This window comes from Microbacterium sp. NPDC056052, from assembly GCF_042266785.1.
GTDB lineage: Bacteria > Actinomycetota > Actinomycetes > Actinomycetales > Microbacteriaceae > Microbacterium.
Genome location: NZ_JBHJWV010000010.1, coordinates 23606 through 40360, shown reverse-complemented (window position 1 = coordinate 40360; position 16755 = coordinate 23606). Strand labels below are relative to the sequence as shown.

Here is a 16755-nt window from a genome sequence, read left to right as displayed (position 1 = left end):
GCGCGTCGAGGCGGGGTCCGCGGCGCTCAGCCCTCGGAGGGCTGCCGGGTGTAGACGCCGCGCACGAGCGGCATCGGCTCCGCATCGGCCGGCACGGCGGTGTCCAGCTCGAAGGCGAGCCGATCTCCGTCCGCACGCAGTCGGGTCACGGTGCGGCCGCGATCGGAGCGGCGGTCGAGCACGAGGGCATCGCCCTCCCAGGTCGCCGTGCCGGGGGCAGCGGGCGTGAAGCCGTAGGTGTCGAACCACCAGAACCCGGCCCCGGCGATCACGGCATGCGCCACGAGCGGTGCACCGTCGGCGCCGTCGCGCGATTCGACGTAGTCCAGGAGGATGCCGTCCGGTCCGGGCTCGACGCTCAGGGCGCCGCGGGCCGATCCTGCCGCGGTCCATGCCGTCGGGAAGAGCTCCTCCGTCCCCGTCCAGTCGCCGAGCAGTCCCCTGAGCCGTGGATCCGGTGCCATGCCTGCGAGCCTACGCGGTGCCCGCGCGGCGTTGCCAGGGTGGAAAGATCTGCGATTCTTTGCGCGTAAGATCGCGAAATGCCGACGGATCCCCGCCGTCCCGCTCAGTACTCTGAGCAGGTTGTCCGGCGAGGGTGCCGCATAGTGCGCAGCGCACACCACCCGTCATCGCCGACGGCACAGAGGAGGTAGCTATGGCAGTCATCGGCATCGTGCGTGAGCCTGCGGGCGAGTCGCGCGTGGCCGCGACCCCGGCGACGATCGCGTCGCTGCGGAAGCTCGGTCACGACGTGGTCGTGGAGCGCGGAGCAGGATCCGACGCGTCGTACCCCGACGAGGCCTACGCGGCCGCGGAGGCGACGCTGGTCGAGCGGGAACGGGCGTGGGGGAGCGAGATCGTCCTGGCGATCACGCCGCCCGATCCCGAGCGGATCGCCCTGCTCGCGGACGGGGCGACGTTCATCGCGCTGCTCTCGCCGGCGCTGCGCCCCGATCTCGTGGAGTCCCTCGCGCAGCGCGGCATCACCGCTCTCGCCCTCGACGCCGTTCCTCGTATCTCGCGCGCCCAGTCGATGGACGTGCTGAGCTCGATGGCGAACATCGCCGGCTACCGTGCCGTGGTCGAGGCCGCGCACGAGTTCGGCCGGTTCTTCACCGGCCAGGTGACCGCCGCCGGCAAGGTGCCGCCGGCCAAGGTGCTCGTCGCGGGCGCCGGCGTCGCCGGCCTCGCGGCGATCGGCGCCGCATCGAGCCTGGGCGCGATCGTGCGCGCCACGGATCCTCGCCCCGAGGTGGCCGACCAGGTCACCTCGATCGGCGGCGAGTACCTGCCCGTCGACGTGGCCGTCTCGACCTCCGCGGACGGCTACGCCAAGGCGACGAGCGAGGCGTACGACCGCCGCGCCGCCGAGATCTACACCGAGCAGGCCGCCGACGTCGACATCATCATCACCACGGCGCTCATCCCGGGACGGGCCGCGCCCCGCCTCATCACGGCGTCGGACGTCGCCCGGATGAAGCCCGGCAGCGTGATCGTCGATATGGCGGCGGGTCAGGGCGGGAACGTGGAGGGATCCGTCGCCGGGCAGCGCACCGTCACCGCCAACGGCGTCGTCATCCTCGGCTACACCGACCTCGCCTCCCGCCTGGCCGCCCAGGCCTCGCAGCTGTACGGCACGAACGTCGCCAACCTCGTCGCCCTGCTCACCCCGGGCAAGGACGGCGTGCTCGTGATCGACTTCGACGACGTGGTGCAGCGCTCGGTCACGGTGGTGCGCGACGGCGCCGTGACCTGGCCGCCTCCGCCTGTGCAGGTCGCCGCCGCTCCCGCCAAGGCGAACCCCGCCCTTCGACAGGCTCAGGGACCGGATGGGGCGGCACCCGCCAAGAAGAGCATGTCGGCCGGGCGCAAGGCCCTGCTCATCGTGCTCGGCATCGCCGTGCTCTTCGCGGTGAACGCATTCGCACCCGCGCCGCTGCCGCAGCACTTCACCGTGCTGACGCTCTCGGTGGTGATCGGCTTCTATGTGATCGGCAAGGTGCACCACGCGCTGCACACCCCGCTCATGTCGGTGACCAACGCCATCTCCGGCGTCATCGTGGTCGGCGCGATGCTCCAGATCACGGATACGAACCCGGTCGTCCAGGTGATCGCGGCGATCGCGGTCCTGCTCGCGTCCATCAACATCTTCGGAGGGTTCGCGGTCACCCGCCGCATGCTCGCCATGTTCACGAAGGGCGGCCAGAAGTGACCGTCGGGGCTCTCTCCACCGCCGCATACATCGTCGCGGCCCTGCTGTTCATCCTCAGCCTCGCCGGTCTCAGCCGGCACGAGACCGCACGCTCCGGCGTGATCTTCGGCATCTCCGGCATGGCCATCGCACTCGTGGCGACCGTGTCGCTCACCGTCGCGCAGGCCTGGTCCGGCGGCGCCGTGATCGGCCTGGTCCTCCTGCTCGTCGCGGTGCTCGTGGGGGCAGGGATCGGCCTCTGGCGCGCGAAGGTCGTCGAGATGACGGGCATGCCGGAACTCATCGCGCTGCTGCACAGCTTCGTCGGCCTGGCTGCTGTGCTGGTCGGCTGGAACGGCCACCTCGCTCATGCGGAGATCGCGCCCTCGCTCGTCGGCATCCACAACGCCGAGGTCTTCATCGGCATCTTCATCGGCGGCGTGACCTTCACCGGATCCATCGTCGCGTACCTGAAGCTGTCCGCGCGGATCTCCTCCAAGCCGCTCATGCTGCCCGGCAAGAACGTGCTGAACATCGTGGCGCTCCTCGCGTTCCTGGCGCTCACGGTGTGGTTCGTGATCGACCAGCAGCTGTGGCTCCTCATCGCGGTCACCGTGCTCGCGTTCGCGCTGGGCTGGCACCTCGTCGCCTCGATCGGCGGCGGCGACATGCCGGTCGTCGTGTCGATGTTGAACAGCTACTCCGGCTGGGCGGCGGCCGCGGCGGGCTTCCTGCTCAACAACGACCTGCTCATCGTCACCGGCGCGCTGGTCGGATCCAGCGGTGCCTACCTCTCCTACATCATGTGCAAGGCCATGAACCGGTCGTTCCTCTCGGTCATCGCCGGCGGGTTCGGGATCGTGGCCTCCACGGGATCCGACGAGGAGTACGGCGAGCACCGTGAGCTCACCGCGGAGAGCGCGGCCGAGATGCTCACCGCGGCGAAGAGCGTCGTGATCACGCCGGGCTACGGCATGGCGGTCGCGCACGCGCAGTATCCGGTCGCCGATCTCGTGCGGCGTCTGGGCGAGCGCGGTGTCGACGTGCGCTTCGGGATCCACCCCGTCGCGGGGCGCCTGCCCGGCCACATGAACGTGCTGCTCGCCGAGGCGAAGGTGCCGTACGACATCGTGCTGAGCATGGAGGAGATCAACGACGACCTCGCGTCGACCTCCGTCGTGCTCGTGATCGGCGCGAACGACACGGTCAACCCCGCCGCGGCGGAGGATCCGTCGAGCCCGATCGCCGGCATGCCGGTGCTGCGGGTGTGGGAGGCCGAGAACGTGATCGTGTTCAAGCGCTCGATGGCCGCGGGCTACGCGGGCGTGCAGAACCCGCTGTTCTTCCGTGAGAACGCGCAGATGCTGTTCGGCGACGCCAAGCAGCGCGTGGAGGACATCATCGCGGCCCTGTGACACGAACCGGGAATACGACGAAACCGGCCGGAACCGTGGAGGGGGTCCCGGCCGGTTTCCTGATCACCGGCGGGAACGGCGCCGGCGGCGTCCGCTCAGATCATGCGCAGTGACCGGGGGTCAGGAGGCTGTTCCCGATGACGCCCACGTTGTTGCTGTTGTCGGCGTCGCTCCAGTTCCCCGTCGCCGTGAGGGTGAGCACCGGCGCGATCGTTCCGGCGGCGCTGTTGAGCGCCGAGCCGAGGAGCGGGATCTGGACCAGTGCCTGCCACAGTGCGTTGTTCGTGGGATCGGGCATCACGATGCCACCCAGGTAGCCCCAGCCGGTCTGCGAGCACGAGGGCATGCCGGCGAGGGTCAGGGTGCGCTTCAGCGTGAACGTGCAGTTCACCCGGAAGCGCTGGTTGAAGCCGGAGCCCACCTTCTCGGGCGTCACGGAGAAGTTGAGGAAGTCGCTGACCGAGCTCGGTGCAATCCAGTTCGGGCCGGACAGGTACGGGCCGTAGCCGGCCAGCGCGGCGGGGATCGCAAGCTCGGCGACGATGGCCGTCGCATAGGCCAGCGCCCAGGCGATGAACGGCGCCGAGAGCGCGACTCCGCCGATGGGCGCGATGTTCCAGGCGGTGTAGATCAGGCCGCCCAGATCAGGGAGTTCGACGGACCAGACACCCTTGGCCGTCTCGTCGATGCTGAGCGGGCTCGGGGGGTTCTGCGCGGAGCAGCAGTTGTCCGCGCCCTTCGTGCCGGCCGAGGTGACCGTGAACCCGGGCAGGCCCTTGCCCGCTCCCCAGAAGTTGATCATGCACCCGCCGAGGATGCCGATGTCCCACGGCGACGACCCTGCACAGCTTGCTGCTGCGGTGGGCAGGGCCGCGGCCGCGGCGACGACCGGGATCGACCAGGCGGCCCCCTTGATGATGGTGCGGCGCGGAACGGTGCGCTGTGTCGGGTCCGTCGTCTGACCGAAGGACTCCCCCTGGAACTGCGTCATTGCTTGATCTCCCCTGGATGGTGAACGGCCGTCGGTGCTCGGCGGCCTGGATCAAGCTCCCAGAGGGCGGCGGATCCCGACGAGCCGGTCGGCGGCTGTGGCGCACGGTGGCAGAGATCGTGTCTCATTCCGGTCCGCGCCTGCCGCTCCTCATCGTCAGCGCGGGTCCTCACCGTCGCCGGCAAGAACCCGTGCGCGACGCAACGCGCGGTGATCCCGGAATCCGGAAGCCCTCGCGATGCTGTCGCGGTGCGGGGCCGGGATCGATCCGGCCACGGAGTCCGCGGTCGCCAGGCGTGCTCGACGGATGGCGGCGGACGGGCTGGTGCCCGCACCCGCGAAGATGCGCGCGAGCTGGCGACGGCTGAGGTGCACGAGCGCAGCGAGCCGTTCGACGTCGAAGTCCGGATCCCCGTGGTGAGCGGCGATCGCGGCCAGCGCCCGGGTGAGGTCCGAGGGCGCGTGCCACGCCTCATCGGACGCGTCCTGTGTCGTGCTCCGGCTCATGACCGTGGCCACGATGTTCTCGAAGGCCCGGGCGATGAAGGGCGTGCCCGGCTCCTCAGGAGTGAGACCGATCCCGATGGTGGTGCTCACCATGGCGGCGAAGAGTTGCGCCGATCGGGGTTCGGAGAAGAGGATCGGCACCCCGGGGCGGGGATGGTACTTCTCCAGGCTCTCGTTCTCCGCGATGAACTGCATGAAGCCGAATCCGCCTGTCGCCGTGATCCACGTCGGCGTCGTCGCGTCCAGGAGCACCAGGTCCCAGGGCTTCAGCTCGATGCGCCAGTTCTGCGCCTCGAGCACTGCCGTCCCGTCGACCACGAGCACGACCCGGAGCACGCCGTGATGCGCCACGGGGCGGAGCACGGCGGCATTGAGCCAGATGCGTGCCACGGAGATCGCGGCGTCGGCGAATCGATCTCCGAACATCCGCATCGCGCCGTCGATCGGCTGGGCGTCCCAGCCGAGATCGCCCAGCCAGATCCGTGCGGCGCCGTCAGCGAGCGAGACATCTCGGTCGAGTCCCTGAGCGCGCAGGGCGCGTTCGCCATCTTCCATTCGAGTGACTCCCCTGTCCTCGGGGGCGGGCGCACGGCAGCGCCTTCGATCGCCTCCTGCCCTCCTCGCGACCGGGCGCGAAGGAGGGCTCCCGGGACTGCTGATCCCCATCAGCGATCCCGGGGGAGACGACGTGCCCAACGCGAATTCCTATCACGGCGACCTCTGTCGAGAGGATCCGGCTACGGTGAATCCCCTAGGCGCCGGGCCGGTCTGACGATTGGTTGTGGGTGAGGACGGCGGCGCGGTGGATGGTCGAGTGTTTACGTCTTGTCGCCGCGGACCGTGTCCGGCCTCTTCTGCGGGCGGCCGGAGTCTCGCTTCACACGCAACTGTTCCAGTGGTGGGAGCAGCGTCGGCGAGTCACCGGCCTGCCCCGGAGTGATCAGCGGCAGACCGTGACTGTCGATGAGCTGGTGGATCTTCGTCGACAGTCCGCCTCGGGAACGTCCGATGCGGTGGTCAGGCGGCTCGACGTCCGGATTCGTGTAGTTCGATCCACCCGCGGGAATGGCCGGTCGGTTCAGTCGGCCGCGGTCGATGCCGACCAAGACGCCGCCCGCTGTGGTGAAGCAGATCGTGAAGGCAACCGGCTCAACCACATCGACCGACGCAATCGCGAGCCACCGCGAAATGGACAAGCGAACGTCACGTCGGATACGAGCCAAACGTCGGAATCGCGTTCTTGCACACCGTCATCGACGACCATTCCCGCGTCGCCTATGTCGAGATCTGCGCAGGCGAGAAGGCCGTCACCGCGATCGGCGTGTTGGAAACGGGCCATCGCTTGGTTCGCGGACCGCGACAGGCACCACTCCGCTATCGGAGCCGCACCCACCAGCAGACTCAACAACCTGCCTGGACATCACAGCTAGTCCTGCCGGGAGAGGAACTGATCGGCATGGCCGCTGACAGCAGCCGGGGATCGCGGAGGACGGCCTGGAACACGTGCTTCTTGCTCGTGATGCAGGAGCCGACCGTGCAGATCGCGCACGTGCACAACAGGATGCCGATGCTCGTGGCTCCTGGGTTCGCGGAGGAGTGGCTGACGAGTACGGCGCAGGGTGGCGAGCTCGTCGACGCCGCCCGTTCGGCCGCACTCCCGCTCACTGAGCGGGTGATCGCGCGACCGAAGGGAACGACGCCGACGGCTGCCTCGGCGCTGTTCTAGCCCAGAGAGTAGGCGTAGTTGACGAGCATTACGCGCCGACCCTTGGCGCTCGGGTGAGCGCGATGACTACTCAGCAGCTCTCCGCCACGACGAAAGCGTTCGTGACGGGGTTGTTCCATCCGTCGTACAGCGTGGTGGTGCCGGGTGCGGCGCATGACTGTGTGCTGCCGATCACATAGTCGACCTGGATCTTTTGGGAGTGGGTGCTGCAGTTGGTGAAGTACTTGGCATCGTGCGTGGTCCAGTACCCGCAGGACGCCGCCGACGCGGCCGGTGCGGTGAGGAGCATGCCAGCGACAGCGATCCCTGCGATGCTCAGCGCGCCTGCGATCTTCTTCAGCTTCATATCTGTCTCCTTGCGTCATGAGCGCCGGGTTTCGACGTTCTCATATCAATCCTCAGGTGGGCGCGGAGCATTGTCTGTCCTCCTTTCGGCCGACAAAAAAGGGCCGATCGGGCAGCAATTGTGTCCCCCGCGACAATGGGGCTAACAGGCTGCGCCACTTTCGCGCTTCGCGCAGAGTCGGCCCAGGCTTTGGGGGAGTGCCGAGTCAGGTCCGCTGTATCTGATCGGAAGGAACAGCATCCATGCGCAAGATGCTCCTGACGACGAAATTGCTCGCCGCGGTGGGGGCGCGGCGGGGGCGCGGCGGGGTTGACCCTCGCTGGTGTGCTGCCAGCGACGGCCGCCGATACGTCGAGCGTTGAGCGTTGACAGCGAGTCTCTCGCCGCGATCGCACCCGACCTCACGCTGGCGCCACCATGCAATGGCGCGGCCTCGCCACCCGGCGCGACAAACACTCGATCACCTACCGCGCCGCCGTCCTCATCCACACCGCCATCGCATGGACCAACCAATCGTCAGACCGGCCACCAGGGGCCGGGGCGCGGGCCCTGCTCAGCCCTCCACGCCGGCGTGGCGGGCCACGATCGCGTGGGCGACCGGCACGGATGCCGCGCCGTAGAGGAACCCGCGCGCCCCGCCCAGCCGCGACGAGGCGAACGCATCGGCCACCTCGGCCGGGGCGTGCCGGACGAGCAGCGATGCCTGCAGCGCCACCGCGAGCGCCTCCGTGAGCCGGCGCGCGCCCGCCTGCGCCTCGGTGGACGCGGGATCGCGCTGGGCATCGCGGAGCAGCCGCGCGGTGTCCGCGACGTGCGCGTCGAGCCGCGCATCCGCGCCCTCCGCGAGGCGCACCTCGGCGAGCAGGGCATCCGCGGTCTCCGGCTCGCGGGCGATCGCGCGCAGCACGTCGAGCGCGATGACGTTGCCGGATCCCTCCCATACCGCCATCACGGGCTGCTCGCGGTAGCGCCGGGCGAGCGGGAACGCCTCGGTGTAGCCGTTGCCGCCCAGGCACTCCAGCGCCTCGTACGCGTGGCCGGGGCCGCGCTTGCAGATCCAGTACTTCAGCACCGCCGTCGCCAGGCGCCGGAACGGCTCGTCCGCCGCGGGGGCGTCGGCCTCATAGGCGGCCGCGACCCGCAGGGACGAGGCGATCGCGGCCTCGGTCTCGACCGCGAGATCGGCGAGCACCTGCGTCATGGCAGGCTGCTCGGCCAGCAGCGCGCCGAACGCCGCGCGGTGCTGTGCGTGCCAGATCGCCTCGGCCGTGGCCTGCCGCATGCCCGCGGCCGTGCCGAGCATGCAGTCCAGCCGGGTCTGGTTGACCATCTCGATGATCGTGCGGACGCCGCGGCCCTCCTCGCCGACGAGCCATCCCACCGTGCCGTCGAACTCGACCTCGCTCGAGGCGTTCGCCCGGTTGCCGAGCTTGTCCTTGAGGCGCTGGATGAGGAACGGGTTGCGGGATCCGTCGGGCAGCACGCGCGGCAGGAGGAAGCAGCTCAGCCCGCCGGGCGCCTGCGCGAGCACCAGGAAGCCGTCCGACATCGGCGCCGAGCAGAACCACTTGTGCCCGGTGAGGATCCAGGATCCGTCGCCGGCCGGCCTCGCGGATGTCCGGTTCGCGCGCACGTCGGATCCGCCCTGCTTCTCGGTCATCGCCATGCCGAACAGGGCGGAGGTCTTGCCGGGCGCGAGTGCGGGCGTGTAGTCCCGGGAGAACAGGCGAGGGATCCACTCGTCCCGCAGCTCCGCGGATCCGAACTGCTGCAGCGCGGACACCACCGCGTGCGTCATCGAGACCGGGCAGGCGTGCCCCGGCTCGACCTGGGCGAAGAGCAGGAACTGCGCGGCCCTGGCGACCTGTGCGCCCGGACGCGGATCGGCCCAGGCGGCCGTGTGCGCCCCGGCGGCGACGGCGGCCGAGAGGATGCGGTGGTACGAGGGGTGGTACTCGACCTCGTCGATGCGCCGTCCCCAGCGATCGAACGCCGCCAGTTCCGGCTCGTGCACGTTGGCGAGCTCGGCGTCGTGCTGGAACGCGGCTGATCCGACCAGCTCCCCGGTCGCGATCAGCTCCGGCTCGGCCCATGACGCGCCATGCCGGCGCACGCCCTCGACGAGGGGCAGGTCGAGGGAGAACTCGTCGATACCCTCGCGCGGCGGCGCCTGGTTCGTGACGGTGTGCGTCGCCATGCGGATCCCCTTCGATCGTCTGGTTCGACCGTACGCCGTGGGCCGGTCAGTCCGTCGAGCGGTGCTCGAGCCACTCGGAGCGGAGCAGGCCCATCCGCACGATGTCCTCGTACTGTCCGCGCACCCAGGCGTGCTTGCGCTGGCGCCCTTCGATGACGAAGCCCGCCTTCTCGTAGATGCGGAGTGCGGCCGTGTTCGAGGCGATCGCCTCGAGGTGGACCCTGCGGAGGTTGGCGCGCACGAACGCGAACTCGACGATCTGCGCGATGGCCTCGCTGCCGACGCCCCGGCCGCGAGCCGACGGGATGAGCGCGATGCCGACCTCGGCGGTCCCGGTGAAGCCGTCGATGTCGAACAGACTCACGGTGCCGACGGCTTCTCCCTCGACATCGATCACGAAACCGAGGTTCCCGTTCGGATCCGCGTCGTACTCGGCCACGCGCGCCTCCCACCCCTTTCGCGTCATCGCCGCGGGGCGGAGCGGACTGCGCTGCTCCCAGCTGTCGAGTTCCGCGGCAAGCGCGTAGAGCGCGTCGTAGTCGGCCTCGGTGCGGGCGCGGAGCGTGATGGCGGGGTGTGGGGACATGAGGACACGCTACCCGCGGGCCCGGACATCCGGGGCCCCGCCGACGCGGCGATTGCCGCCTTCCGGCGGACCTTGCCAGCCCTCGGAAGGCGGCATAGCCTGCCGAAAGAAAGACGGATCAGGCCCCGCCGCGAGGGATCGGCGCCGATGAGGGCGTCGCGGGCCGGATGCGCCGCGAAGGAGGATGAGATGGGCCACGACGAGGACGAGGAACAGGTCGAAGAACGGGAGGCCTCTGCCGGCGGCCCGCCCGTGGACGAGGACGACGGGGGCCTGATCCCGCCGCCCGACGTCGACACGATGCTCGGGTTCGAAGGGTCGATCGAGGGCCTCTGACGCGGGTGCTGCGCCGGGCCGGTGCCCTCAGGCGGCACCCGAGTCGGGATCCGCCTAGATGACTGCGTGCGCCCGCACCGGGAACGTGCCGAACCCGGCCACGGCGGGCGGAGCGGCGGTGAAGCGCGCGCCGCGCGCCGGGAGGGATCCCAGGCCGGCGAGGTGCTCGACGACCGGGATCCCCGCGGCGAGCAGGACGGAGTGGGCGGGCCGCTCGCCGCCGGATTCGATGTCGTCGATGTTGATCGAGTCGATCCCGACCAGTGCGACCCCGGCGTCGGCGAGGAACTGCGCGGCCTCGCCGCTGAGGAACGGTGCGCCGCGGCCGTACTCCGGGGTGCCGAAATGCCGGTCCCAGCCCGTGTGCAGCAGCACCGCCGTGCCGCGCAGGTCGCGGTCGGCGAGGGTCGCGGATCCGATTCCGCGGCGGTCGGACGACCAGGTGTCGGTGAGGTGGAAGACCTCGGCGGGCAGGTCGACGAGCCTCTCCAGCGGGAGCGACGAGAGGTCGCCGCCCTCGGCGTAGCGATGGAACGGCGAGTCGATGTAGGTGCCCGTGTTGCCGATCATCGTGATGACGTCCATGGCGAACTCGGTGCCCGGCGCGTATTTCGCGCGGGAGTCCTCCCGGGTGAGGAACGGCGTGATCTCCGGCGCAGGCAGGCCGGGGTACGTGATCAGGCCCGCGCGGATCGGGTGCGACAGGTCGACGATCCGTCGCTCCGAGGCCGCCGCGGGGGAGTCGACGCCCCGGCTGCCGCGGTGCTGCTCGGCGATGATCCGGAGGTCGCTCAGCACGACCGACTCCACGAGCGCGAGGCCCAGATGGCGGACGAGGAGCAGGCCGATCGCATCGGCGTCCAGGTCGGCGGAGGGAAGGTCCAGGCGGAACCCCTCGCCCTGCATGCCGCCGCCGTTCGCGAAGCGGATGTCGAAGCCGAAGTGCGCGCGGTACTCGGTGGGTTCGGTCATCCTGCCAGTATGGCGAGGATCTGAGGGGCTGCGGTGCTCATGGCGTCATGGACGCAGCTGTTCCAGGGGGCGAGCCGCAGGAAGGGCCGCACCCGCAGACGCGGATGCGGCCCTCACTGTCAAGCAGTCGAGCGGGGGCTCAGTGGAAGAGGCCCAGCTTGCCGAACTTCTCGGCGAGCAGGTAGTACACCGTGATGCGGCTCTTGGTGCGGTCCGCCTTCATCGTCTCCTTGACCTCGTCGAGTGCGGCGTCGAGCGCGGCGTCCGACTCGGTGAGGCCGAGCTTCTTCTGGAGGAAGTTGGTCTTGACGGTCTCGACCTCGTCCTTGTCGGAGAACGCGACGTACGCCGAATCCGGGCTGCTCATCACGAGCCGGTAGGTCGTGAGGAGACCCTCGATCGCAGCATCATCGGCGTTGGGGCGGTAGATCTTGACGTCAGCGGCCCAGTCAGCCATGGGTGAACTCCTTTACGTCCGGCCCGGCTCGATATGCCGCGCTCGCCAGAGATCGTAGACGCCCTGGCCGAACAGCGAAAGACGCACCGCGGAAGGGGCCGCTATTCCGAGTTGCTCGGTTTCATCGTCGGCATCTGCGGGTGACAGGAAAGGCCCCCACCTGAGGCGAGGGCCTTTTCCGAATCCGGAGGGGCTGACGGGAATCGAACCCGCGCTGTCTGCTTGGGAAGCAGAAGTTCTACCATTGAACTACAGCCCCGCACGTCGATGACGCCTGGCCAGCATAACAAACGCGCGCGGCATCCCGGATCCGGCTCCGCGTGGGGTCCCGACGCCGAAAGCTGCGTGGTCGCGCCGTCGCACCATCGCAGCGTCGACGCCCCCTCGCAGTGTCGAGGCCCCCTCGTGCGTGCGTCCATACGAGGGGGCGCGGGTGCTGCGAGGGGGTGCCGGCGAGGACGGGCGACGACATTTCGGTGCGGTCACGATCGCGCCGGATCCGCCGACGCGATCCGAAGCTATGCATCAGCTCAGAATAGGGTGGAAGGCGACCCTGGCTGTCGCGCCTCTACGGACCGACAGCCACTTCCATGCAGAGACCGGAGAGCTCACCATGAACAAGGCAACCCTGACCCGTATCGGCGGCCTCGCCGCAGCGATCGTCCTCACCGCGACCATGACCGCCTGCTCGGGCGGCCAGAGCGTGGCCGACGCGTGCAAGATCGCCAACACCGAGATGAACAAGGCCACCTCGAGCATCTCGAGCGACGTCAACGCCGCCATGCAGCAGGCCACCCAGGGCGAGAAGGTCGACTTCGCCGAGATCTTCGCCCCCGTGCAGAAGGGGCTCGACGAGGCCGGCAAGAAGGTCACCAACGAGGCCGTGAAGGCGCCGCTCACGGCGTTCGCGACCGAGTTCAACGGCTTCGTGAAGGTCTTCGACGGCTTCGAGATGCCCGACCTGAAGAACATCGATGCGAACGACCCTGCTGCGATGGACAAGCTCAAGCAGGCCCAGGACAAGGCCCAGGAGATCTCGACCAAGGCTCAGGACGCCAGCGCCAAGCTCACCGAGCAGGGCAAGAAGCTGCAGGAAGTCTGCAACAAGGGCTGACCCCCTCGGCGTACGCCGGACGCTCAGAAGGGGCGCCGCTCGGAGCATCCGGGCGGCGCCCCTTCGCCGTGTCGAGGCCCCCTCGTGCGCGCGTCCATGCGACGAGGCGCGGATGCTGCGAGGGGGTGCGGGCTCGACGCAAGGGCGTCGCAGGAGAAGGTTCCCGCGACGCCTTGCGCAGAGTCGCAGAGGCCCTCGCCGCCAGGAAGTTCCTTCTTTGTCAGCTGATTCTCTTCCCTTGCATAGGGGTTTCACGGTAATCCTGAATCTTGTGTGTGCCAGATCGGCGCACGACGGACGCATCGCCTCGGAAACCGTCGAGGCGATGCCTGGAGGGAGAATCGATGTCAGAGAAGAGCGCCCGCGTACGACGACGTGCAGCGGCGACGACGTCTGCGTTCGTGCTGGCCGCCGCAGGGGTGGCGACGTTCGGGGCCGTGCCCGCGAGTGCGGCGCCGCCGAGCGCAGCACCGCCGAGCGCCCAGGCAGCAGGCACGAGTTCCGCCACAGCCTCGGGCAGCACTGCGGGCAAGAGCGGCGCCAGCGATCACTACATCAACTACGTGGCTCCTCGGGCCGAGGCGTTCACCGACGCGTCCGACGACCAGGCGGTCGCCGACCTGGGAGGCGGCGCGAGCGCACGGAAGGCGATCAGCGACGCCGCGTTCGAGCGCGCCAAAGAGAACGACCAGAAGCACGCGCAGGGCAACCCGGTCGCGGCCGAGCAGCTGGCGAAGACCGAGGCGGAGGCGGTGCAGACCGGCGAGAGCCCGAAGAACCTCAAGCACGCCGACAGCACGCAGCAGGCGAAGCTTCTGACCATCCTCGTCGAGTTCGACGGCACGGAGGACTTCTCGGGCCTGCAGGTCCCGACCGGTTTTGGGGCGACGGACTGCAAGCCGGGCGACGTGCAGGGGCCGACGCTGCACAACAACATCCCGGATCCGGCGAGCGCCGCCCACAAGGACAACAACACCATGTGGGTCCCTGACTTCTCGAGTGACTTCTACAACAGGATGCTGTTCTCCGATGAGGGCATCACCGAGCGGGTCCGCACCGATCTGACGGGCCTGGACGGCCAGCCCGGCTTCGACATCTCCGGTCACACGATGAAGAAGATGTACGAGGAGATGTCCCGCGGCGCCTACTCGCTCTCCGGCGAGGCCACGGCCTGGGTCACGGTCCCGCACTCCGAGGGGTACTACGGCGCCACGGTCTGCCACCTCAACCCGGAGACCGGCGCGTACGAGGCGGGTCCCATGCAGGACATGCAGGGCCACCCCGACAACCCCCTCGGCCCCGGCCAGCTGCCCATCGATGCGGTGGCGGCGGTCGCGCAGCAGAACCCGGACTTCCCCTGGGCCGACTACGACATCGAGGATCAGGGCGACCGCGACGGAGACGGCAACGTCCACGAGCCGGACGGCATCATCGACCACGTCGTGCTCGTGCACGCCGGCGAGGACAAGTCCGGCGGTGGCGGCAAGGAGGGCACCTACGCGGTCTGGGCGCACTCGTCCGACGTCGCGGGCGGCGCCACGATTCCCGGCACCGACTTCAAGATCCAGAACTACATCGTCCAGCCGGAGAACTCCGGTGTCGGTGTGTTCGCGCACGAATACGGCCATGACCTGGGTCTGCCCGACCTGTACGACACGTCCAACGCGGGCAATTCCGACATCGACTTCTGGGACCTGATGAGCTCCGGCTCGCACTCCGGTCCGATCTTCCAGTCGATGCCGACGCACATGGGCATCTGGGACAAGTGGGTGCTGGGCTGGGTCGACCCGCTGGAGATCAACCCGGGCGACGGCACCAAGACCGTCAAGGTCGGACAGGCTTCCCGGCCCGCGAACGGCACCGAGGACGGCGTCAAGATCAACCTGCCGGACAAGCGGATCACCCTCGCCGACCCGCACAGCGGATCGGAGATGTGGTACTCGAACGCCGATCAGGACTGGGCGGACGTGCAGCTGAAGCGATCGATCGACAACGTGCCCGCCGGTGCGACCTTCTCGATGTGGAACGACTACGTCATCGAGGAGGACTGGGACTTCGGCTTCGTCGAGGTCTCGACCGACGGCGGATCCACCTGGACCGAGCAGAAGGTCTACGACGAGTCCGGCGCGCTCGTCTCGACCGATGACGGCTACAGCGACCCGAACGGGCGGATGAAGGACTTCGGCAACAAGAAGTACGGACTCACCGGATCCACGGGCGGCTGGCGTCACGATCACATCGACCTGTCGGCGTACGCCGGGCAGAACATCCAGGTGCGTCTGCGTCAGGCGACCGACGCGGCCTACGAGGATCGCGGCTGGTTCTCCGACGACTTCGCCCTGACGGCCGGCGGCGCCGACGTCTGGACCGATGACGTGGAGTCGGGCGACAACGGCTGGACCTCGACCGCGGGCACGTTCACCGACACCACGGGCGCAGGCTGGGTGCGCGACACCGGTACGCAGATCAAGGCGCAGTACTACCTGGTCGAGTGGCGCAACTTCGACGGCTTCGATGAGGGCCTGAGGTACGGCTACACCACGGTGTACAGCGACGCCGGATGGAAGGTCGAGAAGGTTCCGTACAACGCGCCCGGCGCGCTGGTCTGGTACCGCGACACCGCCTACGGCGACTCCAACCAGGTCACCTCGAACCTGACCAACCTGCCGAGCTACGGTGCGAAGGGCGGCCTGCTCCTCGTGGACAGCCACTTCGACCCGCTGCGTCGCACAGGGGCTGAGGCTGAGATTGATCCGTCCGTGACGAAGAACATCTCCAGCCGTGCGCAGTCGTCCAACGCCGCGTTCGGTCTCACGCCCACCCTGCCGTTCAAGGACTGCCTGGTGGACGCGGACTTCAACGAGGCCTGCACCGACATCGCGGCTCAGGCGTCGGTGAAGTCCTTCACCGACGACCAGGGCTGGGTGGCCGGACTGGAGCTCCGCGACGGTCAGCTGTTCAACCGCCTGCGCGACGCCTCGGTGGTCGTGCCGTCGGTCGACGGCGCGCCGTACAGCACGCGGGTCGTCAATCCGGACGGCACCCCCGCGACCGATCTGTACGGTCATGACCTCGGGTTCACGACGCTCGGCACGGGCAACCCCGCGGATGCGGGCGTGGGCTACGGCACCGTCGTCACCGTGAAGAAGTCGCTGCAGAACAACACGGCGGCGCTCCTCACGGTTCGCGCTCCGCTCTCCGAGGACCCGGCGAAGCCGGACGCACCGGCGATCACGTCGCCCGCGAACGGGGCGAAGCTCGACACGGCGCCGACCGCCGTGAGCGGCACCGGAACCCCGGGCGCGGATGTGGTGGTCACGCTCGACGGCGTGCAGGCCGCGGCCAAGGCCGCCGCCCCCGCTGCCGCAGCCAAGGCGGCCGCCCTTGCGGCCGAGGCCGCGGAGGCGACGGTCGTGGGCGACGACGGCACCTGGTCCGTCGCGTTGCCGAGCACGGTCGCCGTGGGATCGCACACGATCTCCGCGGTGCAGACCTACGGCGGCGTGAGCAGCGACGCAGCGGAGAGCACCTTCGTCGTGGCCGATGTCGTGGCTCCGACCCCGACGCCGACGCCGACCACTCCGGGCGGCGACCCGGGCGCGGGCGGCAACGGCAGCGGCAACGGCAAGGGAAACCTGGCCGCCACCGGTCTGAACGGCGACACCCTGCTGACGACCGGCATCATCGGCGGGGCGCTCGTGCTGCTCGCCAGCGCCTTCCTGGTGATGTCCCGCCGGCGTCGGCGCCTTCAGGGCGACACGACGGCTGACCCGATGAGCTGATCGGGCCGGCGGTAACGACCAGGAGCGCCGGTCCCGATGTCCGCATCGGGGCCGGCGCTCCGTCGTCCGCCCTGCTGACCGCCTCCCGCTGCGGCGCCCGTGAGGATCCCGTGAGGGGCGCTTCGGCACGTC

The 16755-nt window shown here is 69.3% G+C and carries 14 protein-coding genes, 1 tRNA gene and 2 pseudogenes; 7 read left to right on the top strand and 10 right to left on the bottom strand.

Annotation, left to right across the window (positions count from 1 at the left end; all coding sequences use genetic code 11):
• Window positions 1-26: 26 nt before the first annotated feature.
• A complete protein-coding gene (locus ACFC1J_RS17460) occupies window positions 27-464 on the bottom strand; it encodes a hypothetical protein (RefSeq protein WP_375908980.1) in 438 nt (145 codons plus the stop codon).
• Between the two features lie 194 nt (window positions 465-658).
• On the opposite strand from ACFC1J_RS17460, the gene ACFC1J_RS17455 reads away from it, so the two are divergent.
• Together ACFC1J_RS17455 and pntB are read left to right on the top strand one after the other, a co-directional pair.
• Window positions 659-2215, top strand: a complete 1557-nt coding sequence (locus ACFC1J_RS17455; RefSeq protein ID WP_375908977.1) for a Re/Si-specific NAD(P)(+) transhydrogenase subunit alpha — start codon at window positions 659-661, stop codon at window positions 2213-2215.
• Window positions 2212-3609 carry a Re/Si-specific NAD(P)(+) transhydrogenase subunit beta gene (pntB, locus tag ACFC1J_RS17450; RefSeq protein ID WP_375908974.1) on the top strand — a complete coding sequence of 466 codons (1398 nt, stop codon included), beginning with the start codon at window positions 2212-2214 and terminating at the stop codon, window positions 3607-3609. Before ACFC1J_RS17455 ends, pntB begins: the two co-directional genes overlap by 4 nt.
• Before the next feature lie 100 nt (window positions 3610-3709).
• On the opposite strand, the gene ACFC1J_RS17445 is transcribed toward pntB, so the two are convergent.
• The 3 genes and pseudogenes from ACFC1J_RS17445 to ACFC1J_RS17435 form a co-directional block, all read right to left on the bottom strand.
• The gene (locus ACFC1J_RS17445) at window positions 3710-4600 is read right to left on the bottom strand and encodes a hypothetical protein (protein ID WP_375908971.1); all 891 of its coding nucleotides are present in this window, start codon (window positions 4598-4600) and stop codon (window positions 3710-3712) included.
• A 156-nt stretch (window positions 4601-4756) separates the two neighbouring features.
• On the bottom strand, window positions 4757-5662 hold the full coding sequence (locus tag ACFC1J_RS17440; protein ID WP_375908968.1) for a hypothetical protein: 906 nt from the start codon (window positions 5660-5662) through the stop codon (window positions 4757-4759).
• 269 nt (window positions 5663-5931) lie between these two features.
• Window positions 5932-6165, bottom strand: a pseudogene (locus ACFC1J_RS17435) (IS5/IS1182 family transposase); the annotation flags it as partial.
• A gap of 155 nt (window positions 6166-6320) precedes the next feature.
• On the opposite strand from ACFC1J_RS17435, the pseudogene ACFC1J_RS17430 reads away from it, so the two are divergent.
• Together ACFC1J_RS17430 and ACFC1J_RS17425 are read left to right on the top strand one after the other, a co-directional pair.
• Window positions 6321-6537: pseudogene (locus ACFC1J_RS17430) on the top strand (hypothetical protein); the annotation flags it as partial.
• A gap of 26 nt (window positions 6538-6563) precedes the next feature.
• Entirely contained in the window at window positions 6564-6833 is a 270-nt protein-coding gene (locus ACFC1J_RS17425) for a hypothetical protein (RefSeq protein WP_375908965.1), read from the top strand.
• Window positions 6834-6903: 70 nt separating this feature from the next.
• On the opposite strand, the gene ACFC1J_RS17420 is transcribed toward ACFC1J_RS17425, so the two are convergent.
• From ACFC1J_RS17420 to ACFC1J_RS17410, 3 genes are all read right to left on the bottom strand, one after another.
• Window positions 6904-7179 carry a DUF6355 family natural product biosynthesis protein gene (locus tag ACFC1J_RS17420; protein ID WP_375908962.1) on the bottom strand — a complete coding sequence of 92 codons (276 nt, stop codon included), beginning with the start codon at window positions 7177-7179 and terminating at the stop codon, window positions 6904-6906.
• A gap of 553 nt (window positions 7180-7732) precedes the next feature.
• On the bottom strand, window positions 7733-9376 hold the full coding sequence (locus ACFC1J_RS17415; protein ID WP_375908959.1) for an acyl-CoA dehydrogenase family protein: 1644 nt from the start codon (window positions 9374-9376) through the stop codon (window positions 7733-7735).
• Window positions 9377-9422: 46 nt separating this feature from the next.
• A complete protein-coding gene (locus ACFC1J_RS17410; protein ID WP_375908956.1) occupies window positions 9423-9962 on the bottom strand; it encodes a GNAT family N-acetyltransferase in 540 nt (179 codons plus the stop codon).
• A 189-nt stretch (window positions 9963-10151) separates the two neighbouring features.
• Between ACFC1J_RS17410 and ACFC1J_RS17405 the strand changes: the two genes are divergently transcribed.
• Window positions 10152-10298 (top strand): hypothetical protein, encoded by a 147-nt coding sequence (locus tag ACFC1J_RS17405; protein ID WP_375908953.1) that lies wholly within the window; start codon window positions 10152-10154, stop codon window positions 10296-10298.
• Window positions 10299-10352: 54 nt separating this feature from the next.
• Here the strand turns inward: ACFC1J_RS17405 and ACFC1J_RS17400 are convergent, their stop codons facing one another.
• From ACFC1J_RS17400 to ACFC1J_RS17390, 3 genes are all read right to left on the bottom strand, one after another.
• Window positions 10353-11270, bottom strand: a complete 918-nt coding sequence (locus ACFC1J_RS17400; protein ID WP_375908950.1) for a cyclase family protein — start codon at window positions 11268-11270, stop codon at window positions 10353-10355.
• A 139-nt stretch (window positions 11271-11409) separates the two neighbouring features.
• Entirely contained in the window at window positions 11410-11727 is a 318-nt protein-coding gene (locus ACFC1J_RS17395) for a DUF2853 family protein (RefSeq protein ID WP_375908947.1), read from the bottom strand.
• Between the two features lie 188 nt (window positions 11728-11915).
• Window positions 11916-11986 (bottom strand) — tRNA-Gly (locus tag ACFC1J_RS17390).
• Window positions 11987-12340: 354 nt separating this feature from the next.
• On the opposite strand from ACFC1J_RS17390, the gene ACFC1J_RS17385 reads away from it, so the two are divergent.
• Together ACFC1J_RS17385 and ACFC1J_RS17380 are read left to right on the top strand one after the other, a co-directional pair.
• Window positions 12341-12841, top strand: a complete 501-nt coding sequence (locus tag ACFC1J_RS17385; RefSeq protein WP_375908945.1) for a hypothetical protein — start codon at window positions 12341-12343, stop codon at window positions 12839-12841.
• 344 nt (window positions 12842-13185) lie between these two features.
• Window positions 13186-16623 (top strand): immune inhibitor A domain-containing protein, encoded by a 3438-nt coding sequence (locus ACFC1J_RS17380; protein ID WP_375908942.1) that lies wholly within the window; start codon window positions 13186-13188, stop codon window positions 16621-16623.
• Window positions 16624-16755: the final 132 nt, after the last annotated feature.

What these genes read in the sequence shown, in the direction of transcription:
- ACFC1J_RS17385 (WP_375908945.1), top strand. Translation starts at nt 12,341, where the DNA reads ATGAACAAGGCAACCCTGACCCGTATCGGCGGCCTCGCCGCAGCGATC.
- ACFC1J_RS17425 (WP_375908965.1), top strand. Translation starts at nt 6,564, where the DNA reads ATGGCCGCTGACAGCAGCCGGGGATCGCGGAGGACGGCCTGGAACACG.
- ACFC1J_RS17420 (WP_375908962.1), bottom strand. Translation starts at nt 7,179, where the DNA reads ATGAAGCTGAAGAAGATCGCAGGCGCGCTGAGCATCGCAGGGATCGCT.
- ACFC1J_RS17455 (WP_375908977.1), top strand. Translation starts at nt 659, where the DNA reads ATGGCAGTCATCGGCATCGTGCGTGAGCCTGCGGGCGAGTCGCGCGTG.
- ACFC1J_RS17405 (WP_375908953.1), top strand. Translation starts at nt 10,152, where the DNA reads ATGGGCCACGACGAGGACGAGGAACAGGTCGAAGAACGGGAGGCCTCT.
- ACFC1J_RS17395 (WP_375908947.1), bottom strand. Translation starts at nt 11,727, where the DNA reads ATGGCTGACTGGGCCGCTGACGTCAAGATCTACCGCCCCAACGCCGAT.
- ACFC1J_RS17415 (WP_375908959.1), bottom strand. Translation starts at nt 9,376, where the DNA reads ATGGCGACGCACACCGTCACGAACCAGGCGCCGCCGCGCGAGGGTATC.
- ACFC1J_RS17380 (WP_375908942.1), top strand. Translation starts at nt 13,186, where the DNA reads ATGTCAGAGAAGAGCGCCCGCGTACGACGACGTGCAGCGGCGACGACG.
- ACFC1J_RS17460 (WP_375908980.1), bottom strand. Translation starts at nt 464, where the DNA reads ATGGCACCGGATCCACGGCTCAGGGGACTGCTCGGCGACTGGACGGGG.
- ACFC1J_RS17440 (WP_375908968.1), bottom strand. Translation starts at nt 5,662, where the DNA reads ATGGAAGATGGCGAACGCGCCCTGCGCGCTCAGGGACTCGACCGAGAT.
- ACFC1J_RS17445 (WP_375908971.1), bottom strand. Translation starts at nt 4,600, where the DNA reads ATGACGCAGTTCCAGGGGGAGTCCTTCGGTCAGACGACGGACCCGACA.
- ACFC1J_RS17410 (WP_375908956.1), bottom strand. Translation starts at nt 9,962, where the DNA reads ATGTCCCCACACCCCGCCATCACGCTCCGCGCCCGCACCGAGGCCGAC.
- ACFC1J_RS17400 (WP_375908950.1), bottom strand. Translation starts at nt 11,270, where the DNA reads ATGACCGAACCCACCGAGTACCGCGCGCACTTCGGCTTCGACATCCGC.